This is a genomic window from Streptomyces sp. H27-H1, assembly GCF_026627445.1.
In the GTDB taxonomy this organism is placed as follows: domain Bacteria; phylum Actinomycetota; class Actinomycetes; order Streptomycetales; family Streptomycetaceae; genus Streptomyces.
In genome coordinates this window covers 1-8268 of the sequence record NZ_JAPNLJ010000102.1, presented here as the reverse complement: position 1 = coordinate 8268, position 8268 = coordinate 1, and the positions used below count along the sequence as shown (strand labels likewise).

Sequence of the window (8268 nt, the reverse complement as noted above, 5' to 3'; positions counted from 1 at the left end):
GGGCCACACGAACATCGCGGCCAGCCTCCGCGAGATGTCCTACGACTGTTTCCGACGACCCCTCGAACTCCTCGGCCTCTCCTGACCAGCAACGATCCAAGACCAAAAGACTTTGCAACAGCCCTGGGGGCTGTGTTGGGTGTCACCCCATGTGGGCGACTGCGGGGCTCTCGGCGTGTTGTTGTTTGCATGCGTTGATGGCGAGTGCGGTGACGGCCAGGCCGGCGAGGAACATGGCACCTGCTCCGAGGATGGCCAGGCTGTAGCCGTGGGTCAGTGCCTCGCCTGCCTTTGCGACCAGCGGGAAGTCCTTGGTGGCCAGGCCCTGGTAGAGCGTGGAGGCTGCCTCGGGCAGCTTGTTGTTGGCTGCGGAGGTTGAGATCGTCGACAGGACCGCGAGGCCGAGGGCGCCGCCGATCTGCTGGGCCGTGTTGAGCAGTGCCGAGGCGATCCCGGCGTCCTGGTGGGTGACGCCGCTGACTGCGCCGAGCGTCAGCGGGACGAAGCTCATGCCCAGGCCGAGGGCGGTGACGAACATGGCGGGCATCAGATGGGCGGCGTACGAGGAGTCCGGCTCCAGAGCGGCGAACCAGAACATGCCGGCGGCCGCGACGAGCAGGCCCGGCCCAGCGATCAGGCGGGGAGCGACGTGGGCGGCCGTCTTGGAGCTGACCGCCGCGGCGAGGCCCATGCCGGCGCTGAAGGGCAGGTAGGCGCAGCCGGTCTTGACGGGGCTGTAACCCAGCAGCTGCATGTAGAGCGTCAGGAAGTAGAAGGTGGCGAACATGCCAGCGCCGATGAACAGCATGGTGGCGTAACTGCCCCACCGGCTGTGGTCCTTGAACAGGCGTAGCGGCATCATCGCGTCAGCGGTGCGGGCCTGCAGGAACAGGAATCCGATCAGCAGTGCGGCCGCTGCGGCGAACGAGGTCAGGGTGAGGCTGTCGGTCCAGCCGTGCTCGCCGCCGCGGGTGATGGCGTAGACGAGGGCGATCAGGCCGCCGGTGCCGGTGATGACGCCGGGGATGTCCAGGTGGCCGGGGTGGCGTTCGGCCTCGACCAGGGTCTTGGTGCCGAAGAGGACGGCCAGGCCGATGGGGATGTTGATGAAGAAGACCCAGCGCCAGTCGAGGACGTCGGTGAGTACGCCGCCCAGGAGCAGGCCGACGGTGGCGCCGAGGCCGCCCATGGCCGCGTACACGCCCATCGCCGTGTTGCGTGGTTTGCCCGCCGGGAACGTCGTGGTGATCAATGCCAGGGCACTAGGTGCAGCGAGCGCCGCACCGACGCCCTGCAGGATGCGTGCGGAGATCAGCAGGCTCTCGTTCGGGGCGAGTCCGCCCAGTAGTGAGGCCAGGGTGAACACGGCGGTCCCGGCCTGGAACATGCGGCGTCGGCCGAACAGGTCGCCGAGCAGGAGCAGGCCGCCGAAGGCGAGGGCGTAGGAGTTGACGATCCATGCCAGGTTGGTTGGCGATCGGACACGCCCAGGTCGGTCTGGATGCTGGGCAGGGCGATGTTGGTGATGGTGGCGTCGAGGACCACCATCAGCTGGGCAGCGGCGATCACGAAGAGGGCCGGGCCGAGATGGCGGCCCCCGGGTGAGGTGCCGGAGGTGTCCGGCCGTGCGGAGGCGGCAGTCGTGGTGTCAGCAGACACGGTAAGGCTCCAAGGATCAGCTGGAATGAATTCCCCGGAAAAAGAAATGGACAGGAGAATGCGCGTTTCAATTTCAGGAAAGGAACGAGACGCCCCCTTCGCTGGTGAACGGGGCGTTCGTGAGGCAATCCGGGGCATGGCAGCCCGTCGTGACACGGGGCCTGGGCTCGGGACGAAAGGCGACCCTAACACGATGCCAGAGGTTGGTTCGGGCTTTGTGATTCGCTTCTTGTTGTGCTTGACAAAATCGTCGAGTGTATGAGCACTGGCGGTGGGGAATCTACTGGCATCGGCTTGCGTTTTCAGCCGAAGCGTGAACACTCGGATTCAGGGGACATTGCACAGATTCGAGGTGAAGTGTCAAACGGCAAGGTGCACTCTGCGCACCTTTTGTGGGCCATTTCGTCTCTGTGTACCGGGGTGCGCTTGCAGGAACGATCCGGGGCGACTTCAGCATGCGGCGCCTAGGCTGAGACGCGGCAAGCATGGTGGTTGCTCCTGGGATGCCCGCTGGGGATTCTCCCCGGTTGCGGCACGTTACCGGCTTGTTCATATCTCCCGAGAGAACGCAAGCCGCACCCATTGGATGGTGAGCCACCAGCGCCAAGCAATTGTCAAGGCCAGCGGATGCCAAGCGTCAAGAAACCGTCAAATTTGAACGCACATCTGGCCCCTCTGGCGTGTTATTCTCAAGTTCTGACCAGCTGTTGGGGCCGTGCGTGGAGAGTTGCCGTGCCTTGGACGACATGCTGTGAATTCACGGTATCCGACGAGACGCATCGTGGAGATTTACATGACTTCAGGAACCCGTACCTATTCCCCCATCGCACTGGTCACCGGCGCGAATAAAGGCATCGGACGTGCCATCGCCCAGCAGCTGGCCGAACGCGGCATGACGGTCTATCTGGGCGCCCGGGACGAGAAGCGAGGAAAAGCGGCCGAGCGTGAACTGCGCGACGCGGGTCTCGACGCCCGTGCCGTGCTGCTCGAGGTCACCGACGAGACCAGCGTCATGGCTGCAGCACAGCGCATCGAGAAAGAACAGGGCAGGCTCGACGTGCTGGTCAACAACGCCGGGACCATGCCGCCGTGGCAGCCGGCCAGCCAGACCCCGACCGGCGAAGCACGGCGCGTGTTCGAGCTCAACGTCGTCGGTGTCGTCACGGTCACCAACACCCTGCTGCCCCTGCTGCGCCGGTCGCAGGCAGGGCGCATCGTCAATATCGGCAGTTCCCTCGGCTCGCTGATGCTCGCGGCGCTCAAGGTCTGCCCTGGAGCCACCTATCCGCCGGGGAGCTTTCCGCAATTCGCCGCCTACACGGCATCGAAAGCGGCGCTCAACGCCCTCACCATCATGTACGCCGACGAACTCCGCGACGCGGGCATCCTGGTCAACACGGCCTGCCCCGGCTATACCGCGACCGATCTCACCCAGGGTGCGGGGCCTCGGACCGTGGAGCAGGCAGCACGCATCCCGGTTCTCCTGGCCACGCTGCCCGACGGCGGACGGACCGGGACCTTCACCGGCTCGGACGTGAACCTGGTCGAGCTCCCGCTGCCCTGGTGACCTGCGCCAGCGGGACTCTCCGGCGCGATCGCTCGACATGACCCGTCCCGAGCATCGATACCGGCCCCGCGTCCACCTCTGTCGCAGAGAAGCGAGAGAGCCGCCAACGGCGCAACCCGCTGCCGCGACACCAGATCCGCTACCCGTGCCGCGATGCCTGGCAGCAGCCCGGGCATCGCGGGTGTGGACTCGTCCCCTCCCGCCCCGGCTCCATCAGAGCCGCCTGCGCGAGCGGGCCTGCCCTGACCGTTGACCCGATTCCCGCCTTCTGGAGAGACCTGATGCGAGCCCGTGCCCCCGTGATCTAACCAAGCTCCCGTACGCACACCGCCTTACGGCGTTCACCGGACGGATGGACCGGGAGGGCGCCTACGAGTGGCTCCACTTCGACCGCTGCGATTTCGAGGACGTGGACGGCGGAAGCTCCGGCTTCACCGAGCCCGCGTTCTCCGCAGTGACCTTCACTCGGGGTTGATACCGGCGCGCCCAGTTCGACGATGTCTGGCTGCACACCCGCGCATCGTGGGGACCGACCTCGCAGAGACCACCTGGATGGACAGCGAATGTGCTGAGGTGGTTCTCGCCGGCACAGAACTCTCCGGCTCCCATATGAACCGCGTGGCGCCCCCGCGGGGGCGCCCTTCGGGCCGAACTCCTCCCCACCCCACGCGCGCCTGGACACTGCAGGCCCGCAACCTCGCCGACAATCCGGGCACGCGGATGGAGTCGCTGCGTTTTGTGCTCCGCGAGTACGACGCCTCCTTCGACGCCGTGAGCTTCCACCAACTTGAAGTCGCAGGTCAAAGGGCTGGCGTGACCGGTTCTCGGGGTGCTCACGCTGGTCGTGGGCGGCTGTCTGCGGAGGAGATCGTTCGTCGGCCGGCTGTGTTCACCGAGTGTCGCGGGCACATGTTTACCGCTCTGGGGCGCGCTCATCTGGGTGCTGTGCTCGCTGCAAGCCCACTACCTTGCACTGCACTAGCTTGTAGTGCATGACTCGTGCTGTGTAAGGTACTGACTCATGGAAGAGACATCCAATCCCCGCGCCCAGTGGCTGCGAGGGGTGTTGGACATGTGCCTGCTGGCCCTGATGGCAGAGGCCCCGGTCTACGGCTACGAATTGACCGTCAAGCTCGCCGAGGCAGGCGTGGAGGTCGCAGACGGATCGATCTACCCGGCGCTGGCGCGCTTGCGCAAGCGCGAGCTGGTCGAGGTGGAGCGCCGAGGCGGGGACGGCGGACCCGCCCGTACCTACTACCGCCCCAGCGAAGCGGGCATGCAGACGCTCCGGTCGTGGAGCCGCGACTGGAACGAACTCGCCACGAGCATCGGCTCCATCATCAACCAGAACGCAAGGAAAGAATCATGACGCTGACCGTCGAGAACGCGACGCAGCAGGCCAGGCAGACCTGGCACCGCCTCGGAGTCAACAAGGCCGCGGCCGAGGAGATGGCAGAGGAGCTGAGCGCGGACCTGGTCGCCGCCGACCTCGACGGACGGTCGGTCGCCGACTACATCGGCGGTGACATCGAGGCGCTGGCCACCTCCTGGGCGATGGAACGCGGTCTGCTGCCCGTGCAGCACCGGCGCCTGAAGGAGATCGCCGCCGCGGCGGCCAAGGGCGCCGCCCTGCCCGCCCTGCTCGCCGTGTTCCTGTGCTGGGTGTCCTGGTCCCATCTCCTGGACCCCTGTACCGGTAGGGGGACAGGGCCAGGCGGAGAGGTCCTCGGCTGCCGCACCACCCTCGACGCCTGGTGGATGTGGGCGGGCTGGGCACTGTGCGCTGCCGCCGCCTACTGGCTGGTCCTGCGCGGCGTGTCACGCCGTCTCGAACACCACCTGGCGGCCGGACGTGACGCCACCCGGCGGACGCTCGTCAAGACGCTGCCCCTCATCGTGGTGGCGGCCGCACTGGCCGGTGGCGGCATCGGGCTTCTCGGCGCCGCCGTCCTCGGGAACCTCGGCATCGTCGCCTTCCCCGGGGCGCTCGCGGCCATGCCAGCCGCGGTCGCGGGCGGCTGCGCCTGGATCCGGCACCACGCCTGCCCGCCGGTGGACGCGATCAGCTGAACCACGCCATGTGCGCCGGGCGCCCCGGCCGGGACGTCACCTGCCCCGCACGTCAGGGGCTCGGCCCGACGTACGGCTGAGCGAGTACGGGGTAGCTCCACAGCACCTGAGTCAGAAGCCATTCTCGTGGACAAAGCCGGTCAGCGGTTGACTTCGAGGTTTGTCAGGACGAGCAAGGCGCGCAGGAGACGGGTCGCGCGGGCGGGGTCGGTGCGGAGCTTGGTGAGGGTCCCGCCAGTTCTTCAGGTGGGCGAAGCCGTGTTCGACCGGTGCGCGTCGGACGGCCAGGACGCGGTTGGCGGTCTTCTGGCCGGGGGTGAGTGGGTGCGGCTGGCGGCGAAGCCGGTGACGATCACGGGGTCGAGTACGTCGTTGTCCAGGCCGCGGAATCCAAGGTCGGCCAGCGCTCCGAGACCGGCGGCGCGCAGGTGGGTCAGGATGTGGTCGTGGCGGGCTGCGGTGTGCGGCCGGCCCGGGCGGAGGATATCCAGATGAGACGGCCGTTTTCGTCGGTGGGGTCCGTCAAACGAACCTTTCCCGGAGCAACGGCCCGGAACGGCCCTTTCTGGGAAATGTTTGTGACGGTATCCGGGATCATGACGGTCTCCCAACCGCACTCGCGTCCGAAGCGGACGATTTCGAGTGCCACGCCTGCCCCCGCTGTGACGTTCAGTCAGGCTCCCCCTGTCGCTCGCGCTCCGGTGTGGTCGCCGGGACTTATCACACCGGCCGGTTCACGAAGGTGCCCCGGCTCGCGAAACTCCTGCGCGTGCCCACCCCCGCAGACCGCGGCTCCGGCCAGCCGTGGAGGCCCGGCACCCCCGCGCCTGTCGCCCCCGACACCCCGAGCGCCGACATCCGCATCGGATACGCCCGCTGCTCGACCCTCACCCAGGAACTCCAGACCCAGCTCGACGCGCTCACGGCCAAACGCATCCCCCGGGACAAGATCTTCTCCGAGAAGATCAGCACGCGGGTGCGGGTGCGCCCGCAGTTCGAGGCCGCACTCACTGCCGCCCGGGAAATCAAGGCCCACGCCCCGCACTGCCGGGTCATCTTCACGGTGTACGAGATGAAACGCCTGGGACGCGACGCCGCAGAGCTGACAGCTCTGGCCGACCACTTCACCGCCCACGGCCTGGTGCTGGAAATGCTCGCCGGACCGCTCCAGGGGATGTACGACCCCAGCGGCCCGGGACGCCTGCTATTCGGGTTCTCCGCCGCGATGGCCGAGACGGAGCGCGAGAACATTCGGGAGTCCACCCTCGAAGGACTCGATAGCGCGGCCCGCAAGGGCAACCACGGCGGCCGGCCCCCGGTCATCACCGACGACATGCTCCACACCGTGCTCCGCCGCCGCGCGAACGGCGAGACCGTCGAGGCCATCCAGCCCGACCTGCTCATCCCCACCGGCCGCCGCAAAGGACACAGCCCCAGCCTCTCCAGCATCTACCGGGCGCTGGCCGAGCACGAGAAGACCCAGGCGTACCCCGAGGCCGTCGAGGCGGCACACGCCGACTTCGCAGCCCTCCAGCACCGCGACCGCAGCCCCATGTAGATACTCAGCTACAGGCCACCTGGCCGAATGCGAAAACAAGGCCTTCACGGCTTCAAGATCATCCATGGCCCCTTTTGGGCTTATCTCGGCGATACCCCTTGCTGCCCCCTCTGATCAACAGCGCGGTCGTCATCGCCCGGTTTCTGCAGAAGCACGACTTCGACGCCGATGTCGTCGCCCAGTTCAAGGTCCGCCGGCCCAAGGAGGAGACGGCGGTGAGCTGGGACGAGTTCTGCTACGGGCCCATGCCCGGTGATCAGGCCTGCCTGTACGAGCGTCTGACCACGGGGCGGAAGCCACGGCACCCCGTAGCCGTTTACGGCCGTGTCACCGCGGTTGAGAACGACAGCGAGCACAGGCCAGTCCTCCGGCTCGCCGACGGGCGCGGCTTCACCGTACGCATCCGATCCGACCACCCCAGCCTCCTCGCTCCGCTCACCGTCGGCGCCTTTGTCCTGGCCGTCGGCAGCTGGAAGCCCTGGACACCCCGCAGAGGCAGGCCTGAGCTGCAACTATTCGCCGAGGAACACGGGCAGCTCGCCCACGGGACCTATGACGACATCACCCGCCGAAGCAGCGCGCCCGCCTGCCCGCCCCCGCTCTCCCTCGCCCAGCGCACCCTGCGCCAGGCCCGCACGGCGGCAGCCACACCCAAAACCCCACCGCCACGTGCTGCCGGGTCCACACCCAATCCGCGCCCCAGCAGGCCACACGTGCCCACCACACCACCGGCCTCACTCACCGGAGCTGACCCCACCGCCACCGGCGGACATGGCTCCGACCAGGGCGGCGCCCCCCCCACTCTCCCGAAACCGACGCGCCGCCTCCGGCCACAGCCGAACCGGTAGCCCCCGAACCCGCACCACCTGCACCACCTGCACCAACCGTGCCGCCCCGGCCCACGGATCCGCCAATGCCGCCGATCCCGGCCCGCGCACACACACGTCGGGGCTGGTGGCCGGTCGGCCGCCGCCGCTGAAGGTGCACATCAGCGATTGTGCGCTGCCTCGCCTTCGCGGGATCGATGCGCCGGTCCCGCCTTGGCGGTGGTGCTGCTCAACACCCTGACTGTCCAAGGTCCCCGACGTGGGCGAGTAGTTCATTCAGCCGGGCCGTCGCGATCTCGGTCGCCTTCAGTCGAGCCGGAGTGAATGTTCATCGTTCGGGCAGGACGCGCCGGGTGAACTTCTGCGCTTCTTTCGGGGCTGACCGGCAGATGTCCCCGATGATGACACCGCCCGGGACAACGGGTCGAACAACGCTGGGAGTACGCGCATGACGGTGGAGTGAGGTGATCCCTGTGGTGTGGACACACCTGACAATGGATCTTGTTGATCCTGGAAGGTGTAGACCACGTGGCAAGGCCCTCGAAGTACAGTGCGGAGTTCCGGTCCGACGCGATCGCGTTGTGGCG

Annotated in this window: 7 protein-coding genes and 1 pseudogene; 7 read left to right on the top strand and 1 reads right to left on the bottom strand. The window is 67.5% G+C overall.

All coding sequences use genetic code 11. From position 1 onward, the window contains the following. Window positions 1–142 precede the first annotated feature (142 nt). Window positions 143–1417 (bottom strand): MFS transporter, encoded by a 1275-nt coding sequence (locus OTB20_RS41450; RefSeq protein ID WP_267825082.1) that lies wholly within the window; start codon window positions 1415–1417, stop codon window positions 143–145. A 1035-nt stretch (window positions 1418–2452) separates the two neighbouring features. On the opposite strand from OTB20_RS41450, the gene OTB20_RS41445 reads away from it, so the two are divergent. From OTB20_RS41445 to OTB20_RS41420, 7 genes and pseudogenes are all read left to right on the top strand, one after another. Beyond that, window positions 2453–3226 (top strand): SDR family oxidoreductase, encoded by a 774-nt coding sequence (locus OTB20_RS41445; protein WP_267825081.1) that lies wholly within the window; start codon window positions 2453–2455, stop codon window positions 3224–3226. 352 nt (window positions 3227–3578) lie between these two features. After that, window positions 3579–3701 (top strand): hypothetical protein, encoded by a 123-nt coding sequence (locus tag OTB20_RS41440; RefSeq protein WP_267825080.1) that lies wholly within the window; start codon window positions 3579–3581, stop codon window positions 3699–3701. 546 nt (window positions 3702–4247) lie between these two features. Next, window positions 4248–4595, top strand: a complete 348-nt coding sequence (locus tag OTB20_RS41435; protein ID WP_267825079.1) for a PadR family transcriptional regulator — start codon at window positions 4248–4250, stop codon at window positions 4593–4595. Then, window positions 4592–5296 (top strand): hypothetical protein, encoded by a 705-nt coding sequence (locus OTB20_RS41430; RefSeq protein ID WP_267825078.1) that lies wholly within the window; start codon window positions 4592–4594, stop codon window positions 5294–5296. Before OTB20_RS41435 ends, OTB20_RS41430 begins: the two co-directional genes overlap by 4 nt. Window positions 5297–5684: 388 nt before the next feature. Next, window positions 5685–6065: pseudogene (locus OTB20_RS43070) on the top strand (zinc finger domain-containing protein); the annotation flags it as partial. After that, a complete protein-coding gene (locus tag OTB20_RS41425) occupies window positions 6066–6854 on the top strand; it encodes a recombinase family protein (RefSeq protein WP_267825077.1) in 789 nt (262 codons plus the stop codon). Window positions 6855–6952: 98 nt separating this feature from the next. Further along, window positions 6953–7702: a hypothetical protein gene (locus OTB20_RS41420; RefSeq protein WP_267825076.1), complete on the top strand. Its 750-nt coding sequence runs from the start codon at window positions 6953–6955 to the stop codon at window positions 7700–7702. Window positions 7703–8268 lie beyond the last annotated feature (566 nt).